The sequence below is a fragment of the Streptosporangium sp. G11 genome, assembly GCF_051192615.1.
Classification (GTDB): domain Bacteria; phylum Actinomycetota; class Actinomycetes; order Streptosporangiales; family Streptosporangiaceae; genus Streptosporangium.
Window position 1 is genome coordinate 152,737 of record NZ_JBPJUQ010000006.1, and the last position, 24,821, is coordinate 177,557.

The 24,821-nt window shown below is 71.3% G+C and carries 22 protein-coding genes; 8 read left to right on the forward strand and 14 right to left on the reverse strand.

Features of this window, described 5'->3' with window-relative positions:
* Positions 1-7: 7 nt before the first annotated feature.
* Positions 8-1,204, forward strand: coding sequence for a DUF6745 domain-containing protein (locus ACSDR0_RS08855; RefSeq protein WP_435288268.1), 1,197 nt, complete (start codon positions 8-10; stop codon positions 1,202-1,204).
* On the opposite strand, the gene ACSDR0_RS08860 is transcribed toward ACSDR0_RS08855, so the two are convergent.
* Genes ACSDR0_RS08860 through ACSDR0_RS08880 form a run of 5 tightly spaced genes read right to left on the reverse strand, consistent with a single transcriptional unit; the run spans position 1,205 to position 6,329 of the window.
* Positions 1,205-2,173, reverse strand: coding sequence for an STM4011 family radical SAM protein (locus ACSDR0_RS08860; RefSeq protein WP_435288269.1), 969 nt, complete (start codon positions 2,171-2,173; stop codon positions 1,205-1,207).
* Positions 2,160-3,446 (reverse strand): STM4012 family radical SAM protein, encoded by a 1,287-nt coding sequence (locus ACSDR0_RS08865; protein ID WP_435288270.1) that lies wholly within the window; start codon positions 3,444-3,446, stop codon positions 2,160-2,162. Before ACSDR0_RS08865 ends, ACSDR0_RS08860 begins: the two co-directional genes overlap by 14 nt.
* On the reverse strand, positions 3,443-4,249 hold the full coding sequence (locus ACSDR0_RS08870) for an STM4013/SEN3800 family hydrolase (protein WP_435288271.1): 807 nt from the start codon (positions 4,247-4,249) through the stop codon (positions 3,443-3,445). The genes ACSDR0_RS08865 and ACSDR0_RS08870 overlap by 4 nt, the downstream gene beginning before the upstream one ends.
* Positions 4,246-5,415, reverse strand: a complete 1,170-nt coding sequence (locus ACSDR0_RS08875; RefSeq protein ID WP_435288272.1) for an STM4014 family protein — start codon at positions 5,413-5,415, stop codon at positions 4,246-4,248. Before ACSDR0_RS08875 ends, ACSDR0_RS08870 begins: the two co-directional genes overlap by 4 nt.
* Positions 5,412-6,329 (reverse strand): STM4015 family protein, encoded by a 918-nt coding sequence (locus ACSDR0_RS08880; RefSeq protein ID WP_435288273.1) that lies wholly within the window; start codon positions 6,327-6,329, stop codon positions 5,412-5,414. Before ACSDR0_RS08880 ends, ACSDR0_RS08875 begins: the two co-directional genes overlap by 4 nt.
* 218 nt (positions 6,330-6,547) lie before the next feature.
* Here ACSDR0_RS08880 and ACSDR0_RS08885 point away from each other — a divergent pair, with 218 nt between their 5' ends.
* Positions 6,548-7,873: a phytase gene (locus ACSDR0_RS08885; RefSeq protein ID WP_435288274.1), complete on the forward strand. Its 1,326-nt coding sequence runs from the start codon at positions 6,548-6,550 to the stop codon at positions 7,871-7,873.
* Between the two features lie 235 nt (positions 7,874-8,108).
* Here the strand turns inward: ACSDR0_RS08885 and ACSDR0_RS08890 are convergent, their stop codons facing one another.
* The 4 genes from ACSDR0_RS08890 to ACSDR0_RS08905 form a co-directional block, all read right to left on the reverse strand.
* On the reverse strand, positions 8,109-8,549 hold the full coding sequence (locus ACSDR0_RS08890; protein WP_435288275.1) for an ATP-binding protein: 441 nt from the start codon (positions 8,547-8,549) through the stop codon (positions 8,109-8,111).
* 164 nt (positions 8,550-8,713) lie between these two features.
* Positions 8,714-9,472: a DUF1206 domain-containing protein gene (locus tag ACSDR0_RS08895; protein ID WP_435288276.1), complete on the reverse strand. Its 759-nt coding sequence runs from the start codon at positions 9,470-9,472 to the stop codon at positions 8,714-8,716.
* Between the two features lie 97 nt (positions 9,473-9,569).
* The gene (locus ACSDR0_RS08900; RefSeq protein WP_435288277.1) at positions 9,570-10,502 is read right to left on the reverse strand and encodes a Ppx/GppA phosphatase family protein; all 933 of its coding nucleotides are present in this window, start codon (positions 10,500-10,502) and stop codon (positions 9,570-9,572) included.
* 30 nt (positions 10,503-10,532) lie between these two features.
* A complete protein-coding gene (locus ACSDR0_RS08905) occupies positions 10,533-11,240 on the reverse strand; it encodes a class I SAM-dependent methyltransferase (protein ID WP_435288278.1) in 708 nt (235 codons plus the stop codon).
* A gap of 344 nt (positions 11,241-11,584) precedes the next feature.
* Between ACSDR0_RS08905 and ACSDR0_RS08910 the strand changes: the two genes are divergently transcribed.
* On the forward strand, positions 11,585-13,420 hold the full coding sequence (locus tag ACSDR0_RS08910; RefSeq protein ID WP_435288279.1) for a tetratricopeptide repeat protein: 1,836 nt from the start codon (positions 11,585-11,587) through the stop codon (positions 13,418-13,420).
* 300 nt (positions 13,421-13,720) lie between these two features.
* Here the strand turns inward: ACSDR0_RS08910 and ACSDR0_RS08915 are convergent, their stop codons facing one another.
* Complete coding sequence (locus ACSDR0_RS08915; RefSeq protein WP_435288280.1) at positions 13,721-14,722, reverse strand: phosphotransferase enzyme family protein; 1,002 nt, start codon at positions 14,720-14,722, stop codon at positions 13,721-13,723.
* A 13-nt stretch (positions 14,723-14,735) separates the two neighbouring features.
* Positions 14,736-15,686, reverse strand: a complete 951-nt coding sequence (locus tag ACSDR0_RS08920; protein WP_435288281.1) for a class I SAM-dependent DNA methyltransferase — start codon at positions 15,684-15,686, stop codon at positions 14,736-14,738.
* Between the two features lie 267 nt (positions 15,687-15,953).
* On the opposite strand from ACSDR0_RS08920, the gene ACSDR0_RS08925 reads away from it, so the two are divergent.
* Entirely contained in the window at positions 15,954-16,379 is a 426-nt protein-coding gene (locus ACSDR0_RS08925) for a GlcG/HbpS family heme-binding protein (RefSeq protein ID WP_435288282.1), read from the forward strand.
* A 108-nt stretch (positions 16,380-16,487) separates the two neighbouring features.
* Complete coding sequence (locus ACSDR0_RS08930; RefSeq protein ID WP_435288283.1) at positions 16,488-16,652, forward strand: hypothetical protein; 165 nt, start codon at positions 16,488-16,490, stop codon at positions 16,650-16,652.
* Between the two features lie 165 nt (positions 16,653-16,817).
* Here the strand turns inward: ACSDR0_RS08930 and rbsK are convergent, their stop codons facing one another.
* The 3 genes from rbsK to ACSDR0_RS08945 form a co-directional block, all read right to left on the reverse strand.
* Entirely contained in the window at positions 16,818-17,720 is a 903-nt protein-coding gene (gene rbsK / locus ACSDR0_RS08935; RefSeq protein WP_435288284.1) for a ribokinase, read from the reverse strand.
* A gap of 120 nt (positions 17,721-17,840) precedes the next feature.
* Complete coding sequence (locus ACSDR0_RS08940) at positions 17,841-18,488, reverse strand: response regulator (RefSeq protein ID WP_435288285.1); 648 nt, start codon at positions 18,486-18,488, stop codon at positions 17,841-17,843.
* Entirely contained in the window at positions 18,479-19,729 is a 1,251-nt protein-coding gene (locus ACSDR0_RS08945; protein WP_435288286.1) for a sensor histidine kinase, read from the reverse strand. The genes ACSDR0_RS08940 and ACSDR0_RS08945 overlap by 10 nt, the downstream gene beginning before the upstream one ends.
* A 303-nt stretch (positions 19,730-20,032) precedes the next feature.
* On the opposite strand from ACSDR0_RS08945, the gene ACSDR0_RS08950 reads away from it, so the two are divergent.
* From ACSDR0_RS08950 to ACSDR0_RS08960, 3 genes are all read left to right on the forward strand, one after another.
* Positions 20,033-21,379: an acyltransferase family protein gene (locus ACSDR0_RS08950; RefSeq protein ID WP_435288287.1), complete on the forward strand. Its 1,347-nt coding sequence runs from the start codon at positions 20,033-20,035 to the stop codon at positions 21,377-21,379.
* Positions 21,380-21,451: 72 nt separating this feature from the next.
* Positions 21,452-22,192 carry an SDR family oxidoreductase gene (locus tag ACSDR0_RS08955; RefSeq protein WP_435288288.1) on the forward strand — a complete coding sequence of 247 codons (741 nt, stop codon included), beginning with the start codon at positions 21,452-21,454 and terminating at the stop codon, positions 22,190-22,192.
* Between the two features lie 127 nt (positions 22,193-22,319).
* Positions 22,320-24,812, forward strand: coding sequence for a DEAD/DEAH box helicase (locus ACSDR0_RS08960; protein WP_435288289.1), 2,493 nt, complete (start codon positions 22,320-22,322; stop codon positions 24,810-24,812).
* The last annotated feature ends 9 nt before the right edge of the window (positions 24,813-24,821 follow it).

Here is a 24,821-nt window from a genome sequence, read left to right on the forward strand (position 1 = left end):
GAAACCCATGCGCCCCCCTGCCCTCTCGCCCGAGCTGGCCGCCTCCCTCGCCGACGCCGTGACCAGGTGGGCCCCTGTCGCCCATGCCACCGGTCCGGCGGATCGGCCCGCCGCCGAGGAAGGGGTCCGTGCCGCCTACCGCGGCGCCGGGCTCCCGGAGCCTGAGCGGATCGTCTGGTTCGCCTCGCCGGCCCAGGCCACGGTGGCCGCCGTCGTCCTCACCGGCTCCGCGGAGGACCGCGACGCCGCCCGGGGGGCCGGGGTTCTCCCGCCGGTGCTCCTCGGGCTCGATCCCGGGTCGCCCGTCCGCGATCTCGTCAGGACCAGGCCGTGGGAGCACGTCCGCGCCCAGGCCCTCTCCCTCCTCCCGCCCGCCGGGTGGGCGGCGGCCTGGGAGTTCGTCGGTGCCGGCCTCTGGCCGAGGGTCAACCGGCTGGTGAGCGAGATCCGCCGCGGCATCGGCCGGTCGGCGGCCGCGCCCGGGGTGACCGGCCCGCCCGCCGGCGGGAGTGACAAGTCCGGTGAGAGTGACGGGTCCGGCGAGAGTGACGAGCTCGAAGCGCTGCTGCGCCGCGCGACCCTTGACGCGGTCCTCGGCCAGCACGACGCTCCCTGGCTCGCGTTCTTCGACGCCCTCGGGGAGAGCACCGAGGTCGATCTCACCCCGCTCGACGGCGTGATGCGCGTGTCGAGGGAGGCCGGCTGGTGGTGGCCGTTCGAGCACGTCGTCCTGATCTGCGAACGCCCGGCCGAGCTGCACCGCGACGATCTGGGCCGCCTGCACCGCGCGGTGGGCCCGGCGCTGGCCTTCCCCGACGGTTTCGCCCTGCACGCCTGGCACGGCATGCCCGTCCCCGCGGGGTTCGGCGCCGTGATGGCCGACCTGTCGGCGCCGCGCATCAGGCAGGAGCCCAACGCCGAGCTGCGCAGGGTGATGATCGAACACTATGGGTTCGATCGCTATCTGAAGGAATCCGGTGCCGAGGTCATCCAGCGGGACGACACCGGAGTGCTCTGGCGGGCCGAGTTCCCCGACGACGAGTCCCTCGTCATGGTCGAGGTGGTCAACTCGACGCCGGAGCCCGACGGCACCAGCCGTACCTACTTCCTCCGGGTGCCGCCCTACGTCACCACCGCCCGCGAGGGGGTCGCGTGGACCTTCGGCCTGTCCGCCGAGCAGTACGAACCGCTGAAACAGACCTGATCAACGCGGCCAGCCCGCGGGGATGCGTTCGAGCAGGCCGCCCGCGAAGACGCGGTAGAGATCGAGCGGTTCGAGATGCACGTATCCGATGTGGCAGTCGCACACGGGAAGCGGGCACGGGCGTGGGGCGAGCGTGCGCAGAGCCGACCCGTCGTAGAGGTTGCCGATCGGCTGCGCGACGAAGTGACACCGCCGCACCGTGCCCTCACCGTCGACCGACACCGCGCTCCGACCGGTACGGCAGGGCAGTCCGAGGCTGCGGTGCGGCCTCCTGCTGTAGTCGAACAACGGGTCGATCCCGGTCCAGACGGCCGCCTCCTCCTCGGTGTAGGCACGCCCCTCGGCGGCGTTGATCCACAGATACACGTCGTCGGGGAGCTCCGCCCGCAGCCGCCTGGCCGGCTCGGCGTGGTCGGGGACGCCGACCACGCCGACGCTGAAGCGCACCCCGAGGGCGAGCAGCTCCCGGCATCGGGCCAGGAACCGGTCGTGCGTCACCTGGCCCGGGTGGTAGGTGGCCCAGAGGGCGAGCGTGTCCAGGTCGGCTCCGGCGAGCCACCTCAGCCGGGTGCTCAGGTTGGTCTGGATGGCCACCCTGCGTATGTGGGCCAGGTGGCTCAGCTCCACCATCGCGGTGCGGTACCACGATCTGACGAGCCCCTCACCCCACGGCGTGAACAGCACCGAGATGGGAAAGTCGCGCGCCGCGACCCAGGCGGTGAAGCGGGCCAGCGCCTCCCGATCGGCGCGCAACAGCTCCGGGCTGTCGCGCCGCTTCGCGAAGGGGCAGTACGGGCAGTCGTAGTCGCAACTGGCCAGTGGGCCCCGGTAGAGGAGGGTCAGCTCCTCGGGCTTCGGGATGTCGCCCGCCGGGGACGCCTCCACGTGCCGCGGCGTGATGTCCCAGATCGACAGCGGCGCCCGCCCCGAGCCGGCCACCGGCCCTCCCGGGGGGTCAGCGGAGATCATAGGAGTCCATGAGGTCGCGGGCCCGGCCGGAGAACAGGGCCGGCCCGACGGCGTCGGAATGGGCCAGTCCTTCGGGCGTCAGCCGTACGCGGGTGGAGTCGTCCACCACCCAGCCGCGCTCCGCGAACACGTCGAGGGCGAAGTCGTCGAGGACGTCGCCGCCGAAACGCGTCTTGTAGGCGGCTCGGTCGAGCCCCTCGGCCTGCAGCAGCGACTGGATGAGATGGCGTCGGCGCTGTTCGAGATCGTCGAGCGCGAAGCCGACGTTGGCGACGCCGAACGCGGTGCGCGGCAGCCGGATGAAATCGTCGATGATCGCGCGCACGTGCCGCACGCCCACGGCGTACTCGAAGGAGTAGTGCAGCCGCGAGGTGTAGGAGCGGGCGCCGCAGCCGAGACCGACCATGCCGTCGCTCTGGCAGCGGTACTCGCTGCCCGACTCCGTGCCGGGCAGCCGGAACATCCGCATGGACACCTGTTCGTACCCGGCGGCCAGGAGATGGTCGCGGCCCTGGCGGTAGAGGCCGAGCCGCTGGTCGTCCCAGTCGCGGCCGAGGACGCCCAGCCCGGTGAGGGGCCGGACGTACAGCGGGTAGAGATAGATCTCCTCCGGGCGCCAGGCGAGGGTGGCGTCGAGGGAATGGCGCCAGGTGTCCGGCGTCTGGCCGTCGATGCCGTAGATCAGATCGATGTTGAGCGTGCGGAACGCGGCCTCGCGGATGGCGGTCAGCGCGGTCTCGACCTCGGCGCGGCGCTGCGGCCGCAGGGCGGCTCTGACCTCGGCGTCGACGAAGCTCTGTACCCCAATCGAGATCCGGGTGGTGCCGCGTTCGGCGAGCACGGCCAGACGATCAGGCGTGGCGGTGGCCGGAGAGGTCTCGATCCCGAGCGGGGTGGTGGAGAAGTCGGCCCCCATGACCTGCTCGGCCAGGTCGAGCAGCCTGGCCAGCTCGGCCGCCTCCAGATAGGTGGGTGTGCCGCCGCCGATCGCCGCGGTGACGAAACGCGCGTCGTCCGGCAGCGCCTGCCGTACGGCTTCCGCCTGGCGCCGGAGCGCGTCGAGGTAGGAGGTCACCAGCTCCGCGGGGGCGCCGGTCCTGGTGAACAGGTTGCAGAAGCCGCACCGCATCTCGCAGAAGGGCACGTGCAGGTAGAGGAAGAGCGCGTCGGTGCGCTCCTTCGCCCAGACCTCGCGGAGCGGGGGCCGCGGGTCGAGCGGGCGGTAGGCCGTCTTGTGCGGGTAGGCGTAGACGTACCCTTCGTAGGGCCTCATGACCATTCTCCTGGCTGGAGTACGAATTCGCCGTAGGGAACCGTCCACACCACCTCGTGACCGATGCGGTGACCGACATATCCGTCTTCACCGTACGCGGTGCCGTGATCGGAGCAGATGATGACCAGGCATGGCCGTCGCGCGCTCATCAGCGCGAAGAGGCGGCCGAGGTGCCGGTCGACGTACTCGAGCGCGGCGGCGTGCGTCGCACGGGTGTCGCCGGCCGCCCCGGGCAGGTAGAAGTGGTTCGGCTGATGCAATGCTGACACGTTGACGAGCAGGAACACCGGCTCCGCACGGTCGCCGACCGACCGCTCGGCGCACGTGATCTGTTCCTCGAACGAGGTCGGCGAGGTGACCCCGAACTCCGGCCGCCAGTGCGACTCGGCGAACAGCGAGGGCAGCGCCGTACCCAGCGGTGTCAGCTTGTTGAAGAACCCGACACCGCCGACGCACACCGTGTGATAGCCCGCTTTGGCCAGCCCGCCCGGCAGGTCGGCGGCGTCGAAGACCCAGGTGCCCGCGGTGGTGGTCTCGCTGCCGGGGAAGGCGGCGGCGAACAGCCGTGGATGCGGGCCAGGACCCGCCGGCGTGGGCAGGAAACCGGCCAGGATCGCCGCGTGCGCGGCGTAGGTGAAGCTGCCCGGCGAGTGCCGCCGCTCCCACGCGCCGCCCGGCAGCACGCCCGCGAGCGTGGGGAGCCGCCCCCGCGCCAGCAGTTCGGCCGCGACGTCGTAGCGCAGGGTGTCAAGGGTGAGCAACAGCACGTCGTGCGTGCCGATGATCGCGCCCATGTCTCTCATGCCGCGCTCCGGAGCGCGAGGATGTGGGCCACCTGCGTGGCGTGGCAGTCGAGGCCGGCGGCCCCGCTCTCGGGCAGACCGGTGAGCCTGGGCAGCAGGTCGCCGAACGCGTTCACCTCCGCCACGGCGAAGCGACGCCAGCCGATGCCCACCATGAGGTCGACCCCGACCATGACGGAGCCGGGGAAGCAGGCGGCCGTCTGCTCGCATATCCGCATGGCCTGCTCCCAACCGGCCGCCCCGAGCCGGGCCCGGACCTGATCGAGATCACCACGGGTGCCGCCCAGGTGCAGGTTCGTCATCGGGCCACGGCCGGCACGGACAACGGCGTGCGTAGGCCGTCCGCCGACCACGACGACGCGGAGGTCGAACACGCGCCCGTCCACCGACGCCTTGGGGAACCAGCGCTCCACGTGCAGCCCGTCGGGCGCGAGCGCGTCGATGATCATGGCTACGTCGGCTTTGTCGGTGTAGGCGCGTACGCGTAGCGAGTTGTGCAGCTCTGGGCCGATCCGCCCGGCGGCCTCCGGCCGGGGGCGGACGAGCTCGACGGAACTGATCGCGTGGATCCGCGCGGCCTGGACCTGGAGCGCCACGATTCCCGAGGCCGACGAGCTGTGAGCCGGTTTGACGAACACCCGGCCCCAGCCCGATCGGGCCATCAGGTCGCGCAGGTGAGAGTAGCCGGTGATCGGCGCGGGCAGCGCGGGCGGCACGGGCACGCCGGCGGCCAGCAGCCGGGCGTGCGAGCGCCGCTTGTCGAACATCACCGCGATCTCGTCGACGTCACCGAGCAGCCGGGCGCCCGGTGTCCGCGCCACCGCCCGCCGTACGCGCTCGAGGCCGCGCACGAACGCGGTGTGCCAGGACGCTCCGCCGCCGACCCGGGTGGGCGCGCCGGGGCCACGCAGCAACCCGTCGGCCTCGGGGTCCTCGCCGGGGGAGTCGACGCGGACGCGTGCCCGCTCCGGGATGCGGAATCCGGCCCCGGCGAGCACGTCACGCCAGGGGACGACGAGGGGCTCGGGCAGGCCGTGCGCGCGCAGCGCGTCCCCGAACAGGGTCACCCGCCGGTCGCCGGGCGTGCCGACGACCGCGAAGGGCGCCGCCCGCGTGCGGCGATCGGTGGACGCGGGCCTTTCCAGCGCGGTGCCGGGCACGGTCACTCGGACACCTCGATGAAGCGCCAGTCGCCGTCGATCTCCTGCTGCTCGGACACGTCGACCTCGACACCACTCAGGGCGGCCACGACCTTCGCGGCCATCTCGCCGCTCAGGAAGTGATGTCGCAGGTTGAGCCGCTTGAGGTGGGTGAGCGGCTGACCGGACAGCAACGCCTCGGCGCCCTCGTCGGACAGGACGCCCATGGACAGGTCGAGCGACTCCAGTCTCGCCACGATCGGCGCGGTGGCGACGGCGGCGGCCACCTCGTCCTGCCGCTCGCTGTCCTGCAGGCCGAGATGCCTCAGCGCGGGCAGGCCGCTGCCCGCGAGGATCGCCGCCCAGTCGTCCGGGCCGGAGTCGCCCGAGTAGTGCTCCTCCCCCAGCCACATCTCCAGGTGCCGCAGCGCGGGCAACGTGGACGCGCCGACCGCCCTGACCACCCCGGCCGGCAATCCGCCCGACTCGAAACGGAGGGTCTCCAGTGCGGCGTGCACGACGGGCCGGAGTTCGAGGCCGTCGCCGCCACGCACATCGAGTCGTCTCAACCGGGGATACGCGGTCAGGAGCGGGGTCACGTCAGACTGCCCGATCCAGGAGATCTCAGACTCCTCGCTGACATAGTCACCGAAGAAGATCGCCTCCAGCGCGGGAAGGCGGGGCGCGGCCTCGACGAGCAACCGGATCGGTGCATCGGCTCGGTCGTCGTCGTGCGCCCATCCCCACGTGCCCACGACCAGCGCTCGCACGGCAGCGCAGTCGACCTTGTCGAGCAGCTCCCGGATGGCGTCGTCGACGGTCCCCTCACCGTCGTAGGGATCACCGCTGACGCGCCACGCGGCCTGCGACGCGGGCGTGTCGTCGGCGCCGGGGAAGCGGACGGGAAGGCCGTGGAACTCGGTGAGATGCTGATGGATCACGGGGGGACTCCTCGGTACGGGCGGAGGGTCAAGTTCTAGCAGCCGACGCCGACAGATATGGACTTGGCGGCACCGCTCCGATCGGGTGACGCGAGCACGGCCGGGCACCATTCACGACATACGGCCATCGCGTTCTCCTCCCGTCAACTCCCCGTTGCGCCGATTCCACAATGATCAAAAGGACATTTATCTACATACCTCACATGCAAGGAGATGCCATGCGTTCACGGACTCGACTCTGCCTGGCGACGCTGGTGCTCTGCCTGGCCGGACCGGCGCTCGCACCCACCGCGCTGGCCGACGGGATCCCCACGGTCGAGCCCCGGGTCGAGACCCCCGCCCTGTTCGACGACGCCGCCGGCGGCAACGCCAACGGCGACGACCCCGCGATCTGGGTGCATCCCACCCGCTCGGGGAAAAGCGTGGTGATGACCACCGCCAAGGAGGGCGGCCTGTACGCCTACGACCTGGGCGGCAGGCAACTCCAGCACGTCCCCGCCCCCGCCGCCCCCGGCGAGGACGACGAGCCCGGCCGGTTCAACAACGTCGACCTGGTGTACGGCCTGCGCCTGTCCGACGGCGTCAGGACCGACCTGGCCGTCGTCTCCGACCGGGGCAGGGACCAGATCCGCTTCTACGCCGTCGACAAGAACAGGGCGGGCCGCGGCCGGGCGCCGCTCACCGACCTGACCGACCCCGCCGTACCGTTCGTGTTCAACACCGGCCAGGAGCAGGTCAACGACGCGCGGACCGCGTACGGCCTGGCCACCTGGCAGGACGGGACCGGCACCTACGTCCTGGTCAGCCAGCGGCACAGGACGCGCGTCGCGCTGCTGAAGCTGACCGCCACCGCGCACGGGAAGGTCGGCTACCGGCTCGTCCGCACCCTGGACCTGCCCGGCTCGTTCCGGCTGCCGAACCGTACGACCTGGACGCCGTGCCTGGAGCCCGGCGAGCTGCCCCAGGTCGAGGGCATGGTCGTCGACGGGGAGCGGGACGTGCTCTACGCCGCCCAGGAGGACGTGGGTATCTGGCGGATGCGGGCCGACCTCACCGGCACCCCGACGCTGGTCGACAAGGTCCGCGAGTACGGCAGGCCGGGCGTCTACGACCCCGAGACCGAGGAGTGCGCGCCGGGCGCCGACCCCGGTTACGGCGGCAGGCACCTGTCGGCCGACGCCGAGGGGCTGACGATCTACCACGGTGACGGCGGCGACGGTTACCTGCTCGCCTCCGGCCAGGGCGACAACACCTTCACCGTCTACGACCGGGACGACAACGACTATGTCGGCCGTTTCCGGATCGGGGCGGGCAACGGGCTGGACGGCGTCGAGCACAGCGACGGCTCGATGGTGGTCAACGTCCCGCTGGGCCGGTTCGACAGGGGCCTGCTCGTGACGCACGACGGTGAGAACACCCCGGGGGCGCTCGACGAGAACGGCGAGGCCAGGGAGAACACGAACTTCAAGTTCGTCGGGTGGGGCGACGTCGCCGACGAACTCGACCTCGACGTGGACACCGACGGCTGGAACCCGCGGGACTGACGACCCCCTCCCCACGAGCCGGCACGAGCCCGGCGGGCCGTCTGGAAAGGGCGGCCCGCCGGGCGGTCACCTACGTCATCGCCGTCAGGACACGAGCGGGGCCCCTCGAAGCCGAGGGGCACGTCCCAGACGCGGGGGAAAATCGTAGAACTCGTTCCGGAGCCGCTCGCGGTGGCTCGCACCTTCACCGGATGCGCGGAGGGATGTCCACCCTGTGCGCCCGTACGTGGTGGGTCTACCGGGCACCCGCCAGGCTGCCCGCGCGCATCCCCGCCATTTCCAGCACCAGCTCGAACCACACCTTGTTGGACCCCGCCTCCCTGACCACGCCCCAGCGCTGGGCCAGCGCCTCCAGCAGGGGAAGGCCTCGGCCCCCTGTCGCGTCGGCCGAGGCGCGGCACACGCAGGGGGCCTCGGAGGAGCCTTCGTCCTGGACCGAGACCCGCACGCCCGTCGCCGAGTAGGCCACGGTGACGGTGAAGGCCCCGCCGTCCCCCGATCGGGAGTGGATCACCGCGTTGGTGGCGATCTCACTGGTCAGCAGGACGCAGTCGTCGTGGAGGGGGTGGTCTCGCCCCAGGGTCATCGAGACCAGGCGGCGGGCTCTGACCACCTGGTCCGGGGAACCCGCCAGGCGGAGAACCCATTCACTGCCGTCGTACTCCGACGAGTCCATACGCCCCCTCCGATACCGTTTCACTTCTGGGAAGACGCGGAGCTCGGCGGGGAAGATGTCTCGGAAAAGTAGGAATGCGATCACTTACCGGATAGACAGGTGGGGCTTGCCAGAGGGGCCTTCACCTGCGTGTCCGCACCTGGCGTACCGTGCGGTTCCATCCGTCACACGCGGTGCCAGCGAGCCTCGAAGAAACAGTAGACCGCGAACAGCAGCAGACCGATCGCGACGACACCGAGCAGCCACGGACCGGCCGGGGTCTCGGCCAGCGAGCGCAGCGTCGAGTCGATGCCCTTGGCCTTGTCGGGGTCGTAGGTGATCGCGGCCTGGATGACGAAGACACCGGCGACCGCGGCGATCACGCCTCGGGCGATGTAACCGGCCATGCCGAGCTTCTCGGCCAGCTGTCGCGCCCTCGCGGGCATCTCACCGGTGCGCAGGTCCTTGAGGAACTCCTTCTTCCAGCCCTGGCGGATCCAGTAGACGCCCAGGCCGATCAGGCCCAGGCCCACCAGGCCCACGATGAGCTGCCCGGCGGGCAGGTCCATCAGCATGCCCGTGATGTCCTTCGACTGGCTGTCCATCGAGGCACCGGAGTCGCCGCGCAGCACCACGCCGAGCAGCGTGGCCACGATCAGCACGTAGACCGCCACCCGTCCGGCCGACTCCACCCGGTCCTTGGTCCGGCCCCGGCCGATGACGACCTCCGACAGCTGCCAGACGACCAGCGCGGCGAACCCGACGACCATGAGCCAGAGCAGGAACGTGCCGAACGGCTGCTCGGCCACCGTCTCGATCGCGCCGGTCTTGTCGGCCTCCTTGCCGCCGCTTCCCCCGCCGAAGGCGATCTGGAGGGCGAGGAAACCGATCAGGCCGTAGAGGACACCTCGGCAGGCCATGCCGACCCGCGCCAGCTTGTCCAACGTCTGACTGTTGGCCGCTTTGTGAGCGGCCCCTTCCACGTGAGCCTGAGGGCTGTTCATGACTACTCGCCCTTACCTGCCGACGCCCTGGTAAACCTCAACGTTCGGGCATCGCGTCCAGCCGCCGCAGGATCACTCCCTCTCGCAGCGCCCAGGGGCACACCTCCAGCTGTGCCACCCCGAACAGGTCCATCGCGGCGTCGGCGACGATCGCCCCGGCCGGCAGCTGCGGCGCCCGCCCCTCGGAGACCCCGGGCAGCTCGGCCCGCTCCCTCGTGCTCATCTTGATCAGCCGGTCGGTCCATCCGACCAGGTCCGCGTGCCTGAGCACCCGGCGCACGGACGACCCCTCGTGCGAGGGCGCCGCCCCGGCGATCCTGGCGAGCTGCCTGAACGTCTTGGACGTCGCCACCGCGTGGTTGACCTGGCCGTAGCGGGACACGTTGCCCACCGTACGGGCGATCTCGGCCCGTACGTGCCTGCGCAGCGCCCGCACCTCGTCGGCGGGCGGCGGATCGGCGGTGAAACAGTCGCGGGTGAGCCGGCCCGCCCCCAGGGGGAGCGACACCGCCGCGTCGGGCTGCTCGTCGATGCCCGAGGCGATCTCCAGCGACCCTCCCCCTATGTCCAGCACCAGCAGCCGCCCGGACGACCACCCGAACCAGCGTCGCACGGCCAGGAACGTCAGCCTCGCCTCGTCCTGGCCGGACAGCACCTCGATGTCGACCTGCGTGTCGGCCTTGATCCCGGCGAGGACCTCCTCGCCGTTCACCGACTCCCTGACCGCGGACGTCGCGAAGGCCATGAGGTCCTCGACGCCCTTGTCCTCGGCGATCCGCAGCGCCTCCTCGACGAACCCCCGCAGCCGCGCGGCGCCCCGCGCGGACAGGCGGTTGCCGTCTTCCATGTGCTCGGAAAGCCTCAGGTCCACCTTGTGGGAGTACGCTGGCAGCGGCCGGGCCCCCCGGTGCGCGTCCATCACCAGCAGATGGACCGTGTTGGAACCGATATCGAGAACGCCCAGTCGCATGGGATGAAGTTACTACCCCCGCGAGCCCCGTCAGCCCGGGGTACGGATGTGGACACTCACCGCGTATCCACCACCGTCGTAGGGTGCGCCGTCCCAGGTCGCCAGGCGGCGTCGCAGGGAGAGCCCGGACGCCCGGCACCAGTCGTCGTAGTCCGCCAGGGTGACCGTCGCCGAGGCGATCGGGAGGTGCGCGGCGTCCAGCCCGAACCCGCTCACCAGCAGCCCGGCCGGCCGCAGCAACCCCGCGAGCCCCGCGACGGCCCGCGCCTCGGTCCCGGGGGCGAGCAGGGGGATGACGTTGCCCGCGGCGACGACCATGTCGAAGCGTCCGCCCAGCCCGCTTTTATCCACATTTCGAGCTGAATCATGTTGATCGTCCTGTGCGGCCTGATCTGCCCGCCGCACCGGTGTCACGGGATCGCCGAGATCCCTGAGATCGCTGAGGTCGGCCAGGATCCAGGGCAGTCGCGGCGCCGCCCGCCGGGCCACATCGAGCATGGACGCGTCGAGGTCGACGCCCACGCAGTCGTATCCCAGCTCGGCCAGCCGGATCGCCACCCGCCCGGTGCCGCACCCGGCGTCCAGCACCCGCGCGCCCGGCGGCAGCAACTCCGCGCATAACCGCGCCTCGCCGTGCATGTCCGCCCCCGACTCGGCCAGCCGGGCGAACCTCCGCGCGTACCGCTCCCCGGCGTCGTCCCCCGCGATGTCCGTCCAGCGGCTCCTCGGTTCTCTCATCGCCCCAGGGTCTCATCTCCCGCGGGAGCCCCCCGCGCCGGTTCGGCGACACCACCGCGTGTCGCCTGTCCAGAGGGTTGTCCGGATCCGGCCACGATAAAAAATAGATCTTGTCAGTATGGGCGATTACTGCGAATACTTGCAATTTGTTCTTATTCACGAGGAAGGCAGATAATGAAGCGCGTCATTGTTCACAAGCCCGGCACCATCACGCTCAGGGGCACCGCCAGCCCTAAGCACGTCGGCTGAGACAGAATCGCAGAACCGGCGTCCAGTGGCGGGCGCCGGCTCCCTGACATAGTCATATATCATCAAATATCAGCTAATCGAGTTAAAGGAGTCCGGTGAGTCGGGGACCGCACCCGCAAGAAAGCCCGTCCCCCGCGCCGCCGCTGCCCGTGGTGGACGCGGACCGGCGGCTGCGCGGGCCGTACACCGCCGGGGGCGCGATCGTCTCCGCCCTGCTGCCCTCCGCCCGGCCCGAGCTCGTCGCCCGCTACGACATCGAGCTGCGCGCCGCGGCACCCGACCTGCGCGATCTGATCCCCGCCCGGCGCCGGTCGGTGGCCGCGAGCCTGCCCGGCGCGGAACGGATCCTGGTGCACGCGCCGCGCCGCACGCTGCGCCTTGCTAACGGCCTGGCCGAGTTCGTCCGTGAGCACCTGTCCGAAACCGGTCCCCGCACGCTCGTCGTCGAGAACACCGACCTGGCCGACCCCACCGATCTGGAGCTCCTGACGGTGCTGCGGCGCCGCGTTCCCGGAAAGCTGCTGACCGTGGTGACCCGCGAGCGGACCACCCCCGAGGAGCCGCTCGGCGCGGAGCGGCACGACGCCCTCGCCGACGAGCTGGAGAGGGAGGGGACGGTCGGCGCCCGGCTCGGAGCGATCCCGTACCACCGTGAGCGCGGCGGCGACCCGTCGAAGGCGGTGGAGGCGTTCCTGTTCGCGGTGCAGTGGTGCCTGGACGAGGGCTACCACGACGCCGTGGTGGATCTCGGCGGCCGCGCCCTGCGCCTGGCCGGTCCCGACGACGACCCCGCGGTCTGGTGGCGGCTCCTGCACAGCACCGCGACCGCGCTGGCCGCGCTGGGCCGTGAGGACGAGTCGGAGGCCCTGTTCGACCTGGCCAGGCGCGAGAGCGTCTCCCCCGTCGTGCACGCCTCGGCCGCCTACGCCACCGGAATGCTGAAGGTACGCCACCGCGACCCGGCCCGGCGCGACCCCGACGCCGCGCTGGCGCTGGTGAACCAGGCGATCGCCATCTCCTCGCTGCTGCCCGACCCGCGCGAGCGGGCGTTCAAGCTGGGGTTCGACCTCAACGGCCGCGCGCTGGTGGAGGTGCGGCGGGACCGTCCTGCCAAGGCGCTGGAGCTGGTCCAGGAGGCCGTCGCCCTGGCCGATCGCGACCTGCGGCCCGGCGAGCACCCGATACACCGGCTGGTGCTGCTGGCCAACAGGGCGCAGCTCGCCGTGATGCTGGGCCGCCCCGAGGAGGCGCTGGAGGACCTGGACGCGGTGATCGCGGCCGACCCCGGCTATCCCGACTACTACATCGACCGGGGGAACCTGCTGCACCGGCTGGGCCGGATGGACGCGGCGGTCGCCGACTACGAGACGGCCATGCGGGTCGGCCCGCCCTTCCCCGAGCCGTACTACAACCGGGCCGAGATCCGCTTCTCCGCGGGTGACCACCGGAGCGCGCTCACCGACCTGGACCACGCGCTGGAGCTGGACCCGGAGTTCGTGGACGGCCTGGCCAACCGGGCGGGCCTGCGGGCCGCGCTCGGCGAGTACGCCGCGGCCAGGGCGGACGCGGAGACCGGGCTGGCCATCGACCCCGCCAACCCGTACCTGCTGTGCGCGCTGGGCCAGGTGGAGACCGCGGAGGGCCGCTACGACAGGGCACGCACCGCGTTCGACCGGGCCCTGGAGCTCGCCCCCTCGCTGGCGGCGGCCTGGGCGAACCGGGGGCTCCTGGCGTTCGAGACCGGCGACCCCGAGGGCGCCGTCGCGGACTTCACGCGGGCCCTCGACTCCGGGGACGACCCCGCCCTGCTGTTCAACCGGGCGATGGCGCTGCGCGCCGCGGGGCGCGAGGGAGAGGCGGTCGCCGACCTCACCCGCGCGCTGGAACTGGCCCCGGACGACGAGGACATCAGGCGCGAGCTGAAGTCCTGACCCGGTACGTCCCCTGACCGAGACGGCGGCGAAGGCGCGGGAAAACATTCCGGATTCGGAGGCGGGAAATCACGGCCGGTAAGGCGTCGTCTCCTTCCGGGAAATCTCGTCACCCGAATATCCGTCGCGCGCACGGTGATGCGCGCGCCGTCTCGTATTCGTCCTCCCCTATCCCCGGTATCGGGGGCCGGTAGGAGCGATTTCCCGATGCGCGCTCACCGTGCGCCACGCCGCCGGACGCTCCGCGCGCGAATGCCGCGCCCGCACGAAACGGGCGAAACCCGGAGGCGACGGGCGGGGTCAGCGGAGCGAGCCGCCGAGATAGCGTTCGGCCAGCTCACAGGTGCCCTCGGTGTAGCCGGAGCCGAGTTCCGCGGCGATGTCGGCGCCGGTGTGGGTGCCGATCCAGGCGACCAGCAGCAGGCGGCGGAACATGACGAACGTCCAGATCTCGGCCTCGTCCTCGGCAGGGAGGTCCAGGACGGTCCGATAGCCCCGCACCCACGCGCCGACCAGCTCGGGGACCTCGGGGCGGTGCTCGACGAAGCTGACCGCCGCGGCCAGGTCGTAGAGGTGCCAGCCGAAGCCGCAGTCGTCGAAGTCGATGACGCCGGGCGGGCTCTCGCCCTCCACGAGCAGGTTGGCGGCGCGCAGGTCGGCGTGGATCAGGCCGTAGCGCCCGGGACCGCGGCCGAAGCGGTGGAGCCGCTCGCGCAGCTCCTTGTCCAGCCGCCCCAGCACGGCCCGCGCCTCGGCGTCCACGCCCAGGCCGTCCTGCCAGCGGCCCCACCGCGACTCGGCGCCGAGAGCGGCCTCGTGGTCCCAGTGGAAACGGGTGAACCCCTCGGGCGGGGACCAGCCGCGCGCGTGCCGGTGCATCCGCGCCGTGAGGGCGCCGAGCCGCTCGAAGCCGGGCACCGGCTGCTCCTGGGACGGCTCGGCGCCGGGCAGGAACTCGAACATCACGCAGTCGCGCGGCTCGGGGCCGGGAACGGTCAGCACCCGGGAGCCGTCAGGAGCCGGGATCACCCTGGGAGTGCGGATCCCGGCCTGCTCGCGGAGCGCCTCCAGCCAGGCCAGCTCGGACAGGATCGCCGGGGTGGAGTGGTAGCCGAGCCGGTGCACCCGCAGGATGGACCGCGCCCCCGTGGCCGGGTCGTCCACCCGGTAGGTGGCGTTCTCGGACACGTTGACCAGGGTGACCTCGGCGTCGGGCAGGCCGTGGATCCGCGTCGCCGCGCGGGCCACGTCGTGTACGCGGGCCAGCACACCGCCCCCGGCGGACAGGTCGTGGACCCGCATCGGTTCCTCCAGATCAGTCGCGCGAGGCGCCAGATCCTATCCGAGATTCCTCCGCGAGGTCCGGCACCGCCCGCCCGGCCTCGGGGCCGAGGCGTCCCCGGAGCCCCGCCTGATCCCACCCGGCGCCGGGCCGCTCCTGCTCCCGTACGGCCTCACCGGGCCGGTCGAGGTCTCCCGCGGCGTGGTCCTCGGAGGTCTCCGGCCCCGGGAAGGTGATGCGGATCTTGGACTGCCGGTGGGGAAGCCGCTCCCAGTCGTCCATGAGGGTCGCCCGGAGCCCGCACTCGGCGGCCAGATCGATCAGGGTCTCCGCGCGGTAGTAGAAGTCCTCGCGCAGGACGTGGTGCTCCCTGCCCTCGGTGCGGTCGAAGGTGAAGTCGAACCAGCCTCCCGGCCTCATGATCCGGCCGACGTTCCGGAAGCACTCCTCGATCACGTGGAGCGGGGAGTGGGAGAAGACGCTGTGGGCGTGGACGACGTCGAACGCCTGGTCGGGCAGGGCTGCGAAGCGCAGGTCCTTGACCGGCAGGAGGTAGGGGAGCCTGTCGCGCAGGTCGTAGGAGACCAGGGTGTCCTGGGCGGCGATCAGGATGTCCGGGGAGATGTCGATGCCGTAGTAGTTTCCGGGGTCGAGGTAGCCGATGAACAGGCGCCCGGCCCGCAGGTTGCCGCAGCCGATCTCCAGCATGCGGTGCTCGGGCCTCAGGCCGTGCCGCACGAGGTAGTCGAACTGCATCTTCCCCAGGGCGACCCAGCGCCGGTACGACCTGGTGCCCACGGCCGCGCGGGGACTGCGCGCGGTGTCGGACCTCATGACCGCCCGGTAGTAGGCGACATGGTCGCGGTTGCCCAGGCGCAGCCACGTGTCCCTGGCCAGCCGTCTCAGGTGCCCGGGGATCCGCCCCGGATGGCCGAGGGCGTACCTGAGCTGGTGAAGGACGCTCGCGCGGTTGTGGTTGTGCATGCCTCTCCCCACGTCGGGACGACACCTCGACGATCTCGCCAGTGAGGATCGTAGCTCCAAGTAAGAGAAACATCACTCTTGGTGAGCATCGTCGGAATGTCGCCTCGCGGTGTCACTTCCCTTTCGGGACGACGATCCCGGCTCACACCGGTCCTCCGAAGGGCCCGCGCGGGCGTCGCATCGTTATGACACCTCACATCATCGGAACGGCGGCGCACGCGCACCCGGCCGTCCATGCCGAAGATCGTCGAAACGGTGAGGAGCCCGGTGAATCTGGAACTCGCGCTGCGCATGTGTGAGGCCGCGGTGAAGCAGGCCGCGCGGGAGGGCGCGCTCGTCTCGGTCGCCGTGGTCGACGCGGGCGGGCACCTGGTCGCGTTCCAGCGGATGGACGGCGCGCGGATCACCGGACCCGTCCTGGCCCCCGGCAAGGCCTACACCGCGGTGGCCCACGGCATGCCGACCGCCGACCTCGCGCCGCTGGTCCTGCCGGGAGGCGAGCTGTACGGCCTGCCCGGTGACCGGTACGTGTGTTTCGGCGGCGGCGTCCCGCTCGGGGGGTCCGGCGACGAGCGCGGGGCGGGCGGGGTGGTGGGCGCGGTCGGCGTCAGCGGCGGCACCGTTTCCCAGGACGTCGCCTGCGCCGAGGCCGCCGCGTCCCTCCGGGAAGGACATAGCCGGATATATCAGTAAAAAGTGGGGTGGGTGGGATTCGTCGTTCCTAGGAAACAGCGGCGCGGCGTGTTACCTCCGGTGGACGCGGGGCAGTGAGGGCTTGCCCCCGACGATGATCGTCTGGGGATGACCCCTTGGAGGATTCTCGTGGACGTTCTCGTGCTGCTCGCCCTGGTCTGTTTCCTGGCCGCCACGATCTGGTCCGCCATCAGCCGGTCCTGGCCGATCGCGCTGCTCGCCGCGGGGGCGTTCCTGCTCACGCTGTCGGAGACGTCCCTCATCGGCGGCTAGGCGATCCCCCGTCTCCCCGCGCGTCCACGCCCCGGTCACCGGGGCGTCGTGGCCGCCCGCGAGCGGGCCTTCGAACCACCGGCGCGCCGGGCCGCGCCGAGGCCTCCGGCCGCGGGGCGTCGTGCCCGGGACGCGGCCGGGGAGAGAGCCGCCGACGCGCCCGCCTCAGGCTCCGGCTCCGGCTCCGGCAAGGCTCCGGTCGATCTCGGCGCGGGTGGGCATCGAGGTGCTGGCACCCGCGCGCTGGACGGACAGCCCCGCGGCCGCGGCGGCGAAGCGGACGGCCCGGTCCGCGGACTGCCCCTCGACGCGGGCCGCGGCGAGGGCGCCCACGAAGGTGTCGCCCGCGGCCGTGGTGTCCACCACGGGCACCCTGGGGGCCTCGACGCGTACGGCGGGCCCGTCGCCCGAGGCGGTGAGCGCGCCGCGCGACCCCAGGGTGATGATCACCCAGCCGACCGTGCCCCTCAGTTCCAGCAGGGCGCGCTCGTGATCGGCCTGGCCGGTGATCGCGGCGGCCTCGTGCTCGTTGGCCACCAGGATGTCCACCGCCTCCAGCAGCTCGGCGGGGAGCGGCTGCACGGGCGCGGGGGTGAGGACCACGGTGGTCCCGGCCGCGCGGGCGGCCCTGGCGGCCGCGGTGACGGCCTCGATGGGGAGCTCCAGCTGCAACAGCAGCATGTCGGAGCGGGAGATGACCTCGATCTCGGCCTCCGAGGGGGCGGTCACGGTCCCGTTGGCACCGGGGACCACGATGATCGAGTTGCCGCCGTCGCCGTCCACCACGATCTGGGCGATGCCGGAGGGGCCGGGGACCGTGCGCAGGTGCGTCACGTCGACCCCCGCCCCGGTGAGCGTACGCCGCATCTCGGTCCCGAAGGCGTCGTCGCCCACCGCCCCGAGAAAGGCAACCGCGGCTCCCGCCCGTGCGGCGGCGACGGCCTGGTTGGCGCCCTTGCCGCCGGGGACCGTGCCGAAGGCGCGGCCGGTCACGGTCTCGCCGAGCGTGGGGGCGACGTCGACGTAGGCCACGAGATCCATGTTGGCACTACCGAAGACCGAGATCACTGTTCCTCCTCGCGGTCGGGAGCGCGGGTGTGAGAGGCGGGCGTGAGAGGCGGGTGTGAGAGGCGGGTGTGAGAGCGCAAGTCCGGGAACGCGGGTCCGGGCGCGCCGGTTCGGGGCGAATCAGGAACGCAGGTAGGCCAGGACCGCGAGGACGCGGCGGTGCTGGTCGCCGTCCTCGGCGTACAGGCCGAGCTTGGCGAAGATGCTGCGGATGTGCTTCTCCACGGCCCCGTCGCTGACCACCAGCTGGCGGCCGATGGCCGGGTTGGACCTGCCCTCGGCCATCAGGCCGAGCACCTCGCGCTCTCGCGGGGTGAGCTGGGCGAGGGGATCGTCGCGGCGGCGTCGCACCATCAGCTGAGCCACCACCTGAGGATCGAAGACCGTACCTCCGGCCGCGACCGTGCGCAGCCCTCCCATGAAGTCGTCCACGTCCACGACGCGGTCCTTGAGCAGGTAGCCCACCGCACCCCTGGCGTCGGCGAGAAGGTCGTCGGCATAGGACACCTCCACGTACTGGGACAGGATCAGCACCGGCGTGCCCGGAACCCTCCGGCGCGCCTCCACCGCCGCCCGCAGCCCCTCGTCGGTGAAGCCGGGCGGCATCCGCACATCCACCACCGAGACGTCGGGCCGGTGCTTGGCGACGGCCTCCACCAGCCGGTCGCCGTCCCCCACCGCCGCCACCACCCGGCAGCCGAACTCCTCAAGGAGCCTGATCAGACCTTCCCTGATGAGCACCGCGTCATCGGCCACCACTACCCGCACGGAACCTCCGCCACTATGACCGTCGGCCCCCCGACGGGTGAGTCGACCGCCAGCTCGCCGTCGACCGCCTTGAGGCGGTCGCCGAGACCCGACAGACCATGCCCCTTGGCGACATGGGCGCCGCCGACCCCATCATCCCCGATCGTCAGCATGAGAAAGTCCCCTGTCCTGCTCAGCGTCACGGTACAGACCGTGGCGTGGCTGTGCTTGGCGACATTGGTGAGGGACTCGGCGACGACGAAGTAGACGGTGTTCTCCACGGCCGCGGGGAAACGCCCCACGACCTGGACGTCCAGCTCGACGGGGATGGTGCAGCGGCCGGCGAGCGCGGCGAGCGCGGGGGCCAGGCCCCGGTCACTGAGGATCGGCGGGGCGATGCCGCGCGAGAGGGCGCGCAGCTCGTCCAGGGTCTCGCGGGTGGAGGTGATCGCCTGGCCGAGCATCTGCTCGACGCCCGCCGGGTCGCGCTTGAGCTGACGCTGAGCCCGCGACAGGTCCATGGCCAGGGAGACCAGGCGCTGCTGCGGCCCGTCGTGGATGTCGCGTTCCAGCCGGCGCAGCGCGTTGGCCTCGGCCGACACCGCGGCGGCCCGACCCTCGGCCAGGTCGTCGATGCGGTCGTGCAGCTCGGCCACCCCGGTCAGCATGGCCCTGCCGAGCCCGGCCTGGACGAGCGCGGCGCCCCGCACGATCACCGGGAGGGTGAGCGCGAAGAGCACGCCGATGGTGGTGTTGATGATCACATCGATCCACACGCTGCTGCCCAGGCCGAGGAGCGTGCCGAGCCCCCCGTCGTTGCCGGGGATGGCGTTGATGATCCACCCGTAGAGCGGGTAGGTGAGACCGATGATCGACCCGCCCCACCAGACCACCGCCAGCACGAAGGTGATGATGGAGATCGGGAAGGCCACGATGCCGTAGAGCAGGTCGAGCCACGACTGGCCGTTGGTGAACGGATTGATCATCCTGCGGAACCATCCGGCGTTCTCCGGAGCCGGCCGGTATCTCGGCCGGGCGACGGGACGGCCGAGCACCTCGGGCAGCCAGCGCCGCTCGACATCCGCGAAGCCCCGGGCGACCAGAAGGGTCGTCGCGAGGATGGGCAGCCCCACGAACACGACGGCTGTGCCGGCCCCCGCGGCGAAGCCGGCCACCATCAGGACGAACCAGATGATGGAGAGCGGGAAGCCCACGACCAGGTAGCGGGTGTCGGTGCCGATGCGGCTGAGGAGGGTTCTCATGCCGCCAACGCTACGAGGACCCGCACCCTCGATCGACCCTGTGTGCCCGCTTACCGGGGTGGGGCCAGCACTACCCGAGGTGGTGAGGGGATCCGGCGAGAAGACTGCTGCGCGCGTCACTGCGCCGCCGGGGTCCTGAGGAGAGGCTTCTCACATCGCCACATCTGAGATCTTCGCCTCCCCTCCCTGAGAATCGAGACCCTCTTGACCGCCGTGATCCCCGGCCCGGCAGTGCCTCCATCAGCGTTCCCACCGGCCTTTCCGACAGCGACTCCGACGGTGACCCCGGCGGCGGCTGCGACGGTGACTCCGCCTCTGGCGGCCGTCCCGCTTCCCCGTACGGCGCCTCGCACGGCACCGGCGCCCGCCGCGCGCGACCCGTTCATCGACGTGCTCCGCGTGTTCGGCATGGTCCTGGTGGTGCTCCAGCACTGGAGCATGCCGCTGCTCTCCTTCGCCGACGGCCGGATCTCCACCGGCAACGCGCTGGCGACCGGGAACGCGTGGATGATCACGTGGATCAGCCAGGTGATGCCGCTGGTGTTCTTCGCGGGCGGCGCGGCCAACGCGATCAGCCGGCGGAGCGCGGCGCGGCGCGGTGACGCGACTCCCGCGTGGCTCGCCGGGCGGCTGCGCCGCCTGGCCTGGCCGGTGGTCCCGCTGGCGGCGGTCTGGCTGCCCCTCCCCCACCTGCTCCTCGCGCTCGGCGTGCCGGAGCAGCCGGTCATGACGGCCTCACGGCTGGCCGGGCAGCTGCTCTGGTTCCTGGCGATCTATCTCGTCGCGGTGACGCTGACCCCGCCGATGCTCAGGCTCAACATGGTGTACGGCTGGCGGGTGCCGGCCGTGCTGGCGGCGGGGGCCGTGGCGGTGGACGTCCTGCGCTTCACCAGCGGCCTGGACATCGCCGGTTTCCCCAACATCGTGCTGGTCTGGCTGGCGGTGCACCAGCTCGGCTTCCTGTACGCCGACGGCCGGATGGGCCGCCCCTGGGTCCTGGCCCTGGCCGGGTACGGCCTGGGCGCGGTGCTGACGGCCTTCGGCCCCTACCCGCTCAGCATGATCGGGATGCCGGGGGCGTCCGTCTCCAACATGGCGCCGCCCACGGTCGCGCTGCTCTCGATCGGGGTGGGCCAGATCGGGCTGGCGCTGGCGATGCGCCGGTCGATCGTCTCCTTCGCGGAGTGGCCGGGGGTCTCCAGGGCACTGCGCTGGGCCGGTGACCGGATGATGACCCTCTACCTGTGGCACATGAGCGCGCTGTTCGTCATCGTCTCGATGGTCGTGGTGGGCCTGGGGATCTCCACCCCGGAGCCGGGCACCTCGGCCTGGCTGTCCGGCTGGCCGCACTGGCTGCTCATGCTCGCCCTGGCGATGTGGCCGCTGCTGCGGGGGTTCGCCCGGTTCGAGACGCCCCCCGCGGCCGGTCCGTACACCGGCGGGGCGGCCAGGGTCCTGGTGGCCTCCGCACTGGTGGGGCTGGGCCTGCTCACGCTCACGGTGACCGGCTTCGTCCCGGGGACGGCGCCCCTGATCGGGGCGGGCGCGATCGTGGCGGGCCTGGCGCTCGTCCGCTCCTCCCGCCGCACCCCGCCCGGCTCGCGTCCGGGTGAGCGTGTCGGACGGCCCCACGGCTCGCCTCCCCTGTAAGCTATATGGACATTATGTTCATATACCTGTATATGTACATAGAGTCCATAAATTTCCGAAGGGAGATCGATCATGAGCACCACACCGGCCCGCGTCGCCATCGTCACCGGAGGTTCCCGAGGCATCGGCCGCCAGGTCGTGGAGCGGCTCGCCTCCGAAGGCTATGCCGTCGTGGTCAACTACGCGAGCAACGACACCGAGGGCCAGGCCGCGGCCAAGGAGGCCTCCGCGGCCGGGGGCAAGGGCCTCGCCGTGCGGGCCGACGTCAGCGACCCCGACGCGGTCTCCGCGCTCTTCGACACGGCCGAGGAGGCCTTCGGCGGCGTCGACGTCGTCGTCCACGCCGCCGGGATCATGGGCCCGCCCGTCCCGGTCGCCGACCTCGACCTGGAGACGCTGGACCGCATCCTGCACGTCAACGTACGCGGCACCTTCGCCGTCGCCCAGCAGGCCGCCAGGAGGCTGCGCCGGGGCGGCGCCCTGATCACCTTCTCCACCTCGGTCATCGGGCTGGCCTTCCCCGGCTACGGCGCCTACGTCGCCTCCAAGGGCGCCGTCGAGAGCCTGACCCTCATCCTGGCCCGCGAGCTGCGCGGCAGGGACGTCACCGTCAACACCGTCGCCCCCGGGCCCACCGCCACCGCGCTCTTCCTGGACGGCAAGGACGAGGAGACCATCGCCAGGCTGGCCTCACAGCCGCCGCTCGAACGCCTGGGACAGCCCTCGGACATCGCCGAGGCCGTGTCGTTCCTCGCCGGTCCCGCCCGCTGGGTCAACGGGCAGGTGCTTCGCGTCAACGGCGGCATCATCTGATTTGATCATCATTTATGCCGAAAAAAGCAGCCATAACTACACAAAGTCACGCACTTTACCTGGAATGTAAGGTGATCCGTGGCCGCCTCCGGTCCGACCACCTCAAGTTCTTCGGCAGTATTGAACCGTGAGCCTCGTAGACCGCCTGCCAGAAGAGATCGACGCCGACCCCGATGCCATCTTCGACGCCTTCGTCGAATGGAACTCCGAGCGGGGACTGACCCTCTACCCGGCGCAGGAGGAGGCTCTTATCGAGGTGGTGTCGGGAAACAACCTGATCCTGGCCACCCCGACCGGATCGGGCAAGAGCCTGGTCGCCGCCGGAGCCCACTTCACCGCGCTGACCAGGGACGTGCGCACCTTCTACACCGCGCCGATCAAGGCGCTGGTGTCGGAGAAGTTCTTCGACCTGTGCGCGGTGTTCGGCACCGAGAACGTCGGGATGATGACCGGCGACGCGAGCGTGAACCCCGGTGCGCCGATCATCTGCTGCACCGCGGAGATCCTCGCCAACGTCGCGCTGCGCGACGGCGCCGGGGCCGACATCGGCCAGGTGGTGATGGACGAGTTCCACTTCTACTCCGAGCCCGACCGCGGCTGGGCCTGGCAGGTGCCGCTTTTGGAGCTGCCGAACGTCCAGTTCATCCTGATGTCGGCGACCCTGGGCGACGTCACCAGGTTCGAGGAGGACCTGACCCGGCGCAACGGCAGGCCCACCGCGGTGGTGAAGAACGCCGAGCGCCCGGTCCCGCTGGTCTACTCCTACCGGCTCACCCCCCTCCACGAGACGCTGGAGGAGATGCTCACCACCAACCAGTACCCCGTCTACGTCGTCCACTTCACCCAGGCCTCGGCCATGGAGCGGGCGCAGGCGCTGATGAGCATCAACATGTCGACCAAGGCCGAGAAGGAGGCGATCGCCTCCATGATCGGCCACTTCCGGTTCACCACCCGGTTCGGCAAGGCGCTCTCCCGCCTGGTGCGGCACGGCATCGGCGTGCACCACGCCGGGATGCTCCCGAAGTACCGCCGCCTGGTGGAACGCCTCGCCCAGGCGGGCCTGCTGAAGGTCATCTGCGGCACCGACACCCTCGGCGTCGGCGTCAACGTCCCGATCAGGACCGTGCTGTTCACCGCGCTGTCGAAGTACGACGGCAACAAGGTGCGGCGGCTGCGCGCCCGCGAGTTCCACCAGATCGCCGGGCGGGCCGGGCGGGCCGGATTCGACACCATCGGCTACGTCGTCTGCCAGGCCCCCGACCACGTCGTGGAGAACGAGAAGGCCCTGGCCAAGATCGGCGACGATCCCAAGAGGCGGCGCGGGTTCGCCCGCAAGAAGCCGCCGGAGGGCTTCGTCGGCTGGAGCGAGGAGACCTTCGAGAAGCTGCAGACCGCCGAGCCGGAGCCGCTGAACTCCCGGTTCAAGGTCAGCAACGCCATGCTCCTCGCGGTGATCAACCGCCCCGGCGACTGCTACGCGGCCATGCGCCACCTGCTCACCGACAACCACGAGGACCGCAAGTGGCAGCGGCGGCACATCAGCCAGGCCATCGCGATCTACCGGTCGCTGCTGGCCGGAGGCGTGGTGGAGAAGCTGAGCGAGCCCGACGACCACGGCCGGATGGCCCGCCTGACCGTCGACCTGCAGGAGGACTTCGCGCTGAACCAGGCGCTGTCCACCTTCGCGCTGGCCACCCTCGAACTGCTCGACATGGAGTCGCCGAACTACGCCCTGGACATGGTCTCGATCATCGAGTCCATCCTCGACGACCCCCGCCAGATCCTGTCGGCGCAGCTCAAGAAGGCGCGCGGCGAGGCGGTGGCGCTGATGAAGGCCGACGGCATCGAGTACGAGGAGCGGATGGAGCTCCTCAACGACATCACGTACCCGATGCCGCTGGCCGACATGCTGCTGGGCGCGTACGAGACCTACCGGCGCGGCCACCCCTGGGTGGGCGACTACACGGTGAGCCCCAAGAGCGTCGTCCGCGACATGTACGAACGGGCGATGACCTTCGCCGACTACGTGCAGTTCTACGAGCTGACCCGCTCCGAGGGCACCGTGCTGCGCTATCTCGCCGACGCCTACCGCACCCTGTCGCGGACCATTCCCGAGCACCTCAAGACCGAGGACCTGGTCGACCTCATCGAGTGGCTCGGCGAGCTGGTCCGCCAGGTCGACTCCAGCCTCCTGGACGAGTGGGAGCAGTTGCAGAACCCGACCGGGGAGCTGGAGGCGCCCTCGCTGGAGGAGAGCACCAGGCCGGTCACCGCCAACACCCGCGCGTTCCGCGTGCTGGTCCGCAACGCGATGTTCCGCCTGATCGAGCTGGCCTCCCTGGAAAACGAGCAGGAGCTGGAGCAGCTGGCCCCCGACGTCGACTGGGGCGCCGCGCTCGACGCCTACTACGACGACCACGAGGAGATCGGCACCGGCCCGGACGCCCGCGGCCCCGGCCTGCTCCGCATCGAGGAGGAGAAGGAGTTCTGGCGGGTCCGCCAGGTCGTCTCCGACCCCGCGGGCGACGGCGACTGGGGCATCGACGCCCAGGTGGACCTGGCCGCCTCCGACGAGGAGGGCCGCGCAGTGGTCCACGTCATCGGCCTGAACCGCCTCTGAGGCCCTCCG

What these genes read in the sequence shown, in the direction of transcription:
- ACSDR0_RS08855 (WP_435288268.1), top strand. Translation starts at nt 8, where the DNA reads ATGCGCCCCCCTGCCCTCTCGCCCGAGCTGGCCGCCTCCCTCGCCGAC.
- ACSDR0_RS08860 (WP_435288269.1), bottom strand. Translation starts at nt 2,173, where the DNA reads ATGATCTCCGCTGACCCCCCGGGAGGGCCGGTGGCCGGCTCGGGGCGG.
- ACSDR0_RS08865 (WP_435288270.1), bottom strand. Translation starts at nt 3,446, where the DNA reads ATGAGGCCCTACGAAGGGTACGTCTACGCCTACCCGCACAAGACGGCC.
- ACSDR0_RS08870 (WP_435288271.1), bottom strand. Translation starts at nt 4,249, where the DNA reads ATGAGAGACATGGGCGCGATCATCGGCACGCACGACGTGCTGTTGCTC.
- ACSDR0_RS08885 (WP_435288274.1), top strand. Translation starts at nt 6,548, where the DNA reads ATGCGTTCACGGACTCGACTCTGCCTGGCGACGCTGGTGCTCTGCCTG.
- ACSDR0_RS08890 (WP_435288275.1), bottom strand. Translation starts at nt 8,549, where the DNA reads ATGGACTCGTCGGAGTACGACGGCAGTGAATGGGTTCTCCGCCTGGCG.
- ACSDR0_RS08900 (WP_435288277.1), bottom strand. Translation starts at nt 10,502, where the DNA reads ATGCGACTGGGCGTTCTCGATATCGGTTCCAACACGGTCCATCTGCTG.
- ACSDR0_RS08905 (WP_435288278.1), bottom strand. Translation starts at nt 11,240, where the DNA reads ATGAGAGAACCGAGGAGCCGCTGGACGGACATCGCGGGGGACGACGCC.
- ACSDR0_RS08915 (WP_435288280.1), bottom strand. Translation starts at nt 14,722, where the DNA reads ATGCGGGTCCACGACCTGTCCGCCGGGGGCGGTGTGCTGGCCCGCGTA.
- ACSDR0_RS08920 (WP_435288281.1), bottom strand. Translation starts at nt 15,686, where the DNA reads ATGCACAACCACAACCGCGCGAGCGTCCTTCACCAGCTCAGGTACGCC.
- ACSDR0_RS08930 (WP_435288283.1), top strand. Translation starts at nt 16,488, where the DNA reads ATGACCCCTTGGAGGATTCTCGTGGACGTTCTCGTGCTGCTCGCCCTG.
- ACSDR0_RS08945 (WP_435288286.1), bottom strand. Translation starts at nt 19,729, where the DNA reads ATGAGAACCCTCCTCAGCCGCATCGGCACCGACACCCGCTACCTGGTC.
- ACSDR0_RS08955 (WP_435288288.1), top strand. Translation starts at nt 21,452, where the DNA reads ATGAGCACCACACCGGCCCGCGTCGCCATCGTCACCGGAGGTTCCCGA.